Below are 982 nucleotides of genomic sequence, written 5' to 3' on the forward strand. Positions count from 1 at the left end.
ACATGGGCCACGGCCGCGCGAACACCTTCGCCTTCGGCGACTCGGAGAACGACCTCTCCATGGCGCCCGCGGTGGAGACGTTCGTCGCCATGGGCAACGCGCTGCCCGGTGTCAAGGCGGCGGCGGACTATGTGACCGATAGCGTGCAAAACGATGGCGTGGCGACGGCGCTCGCCCATTTTGGGCTGCTTTAGCGCACCCGGAGTTAGAGAGGGGACAGGACATGCAGGAGCAGCATCAGGAGATGACGGAGGCGGCGCCGGGCACGCATGCGGTGTCGTTTTTCGATGTGGACGGCACGCTCGTGTGGCGCGATTTCGCCGAGATGAGGCGACGCTCCCACGAGACGGTGAACAGCGGGATGGAGATCAAGCCTTCTGCGGCGGTCGCCGACGCGTTTCGCCGCATGCACGAGCGGGGCAATGCGACGTTCATCTGCACGGGTAGGCCCGTTCCGTTTGTGCTCCCGTCGCTCCTCGCGCTGGAGCCGACCGGTATCATCGCGGCGGCGGGCGCCTATGTGAGGGTGGGCGATACGGTCGTGCGCGATGTGGCGATCGACCCCGCGCTGGTGGTCGAGGTCGCCCGACGCTTTGAGGCGGCGGGTCTCGACGTGACGATCGAGAGCGATACGCAGAACCTCGAGCTTCGCCCTTCGGGAGCCCCGGCGCGCTTCCCGCGCTCGGCTCTTGCGCGGACGGCGGCGGAGGTTGCCGAGGCAACGGGGCGGCACCGCTTCCAGAAGTTCTGCACCAACGGGCTTGAGCGCGATGCGCTGGCGCCGCTCATGCCGCTCATTGAAGAGCACTTTACGATATGCGACTTGCAGGGCGGCGTGTTCGAGTTCTCGCTCAAGGGCATCGACAAGGGGACGGGCATCGCCTGCGCGCTCGCCCACATGGGCCACGGCCGCGCGAACACCTTCGCCTTCGGCGACTCGGAGAACGACCTCTCCATGGCGCCCGCGGTGGAGACGTTCGTC

General features: G+C 67.2%; 2 protein-coding genes. Both read left to right on the forward strand.

Annotation, left to right across the window (positions count from 1 at the left end; translation table 11 throughout):
• On the forward strand, positions 1–194 hold a 194-nt coding region (locus B5F70_RS10430; RefSeq protein ID WP_087205499.1), incomplete at its 5' end, for an HAD hydrolase family protein.
• A gap of 29 nt (positions 195–223) precedes the next feature.
• On the forward strand, positions 224–982 hold a 759-nt coding region (locus B5F70_RS10435; RefSeq protein ID WP_087205500.1), incomplete at its 3' end, for an HAD family hydrolase.

It is taken from the genome of Collinsella sp. An268 (assembly GCF_002159765.1).
In the GTDB taxonomy this organism is placed as follows: Bacteria; Actinomycetota; Coriobacteriia; order Coriobacteriales; family Coriobacteriaceae; genus Coprousia.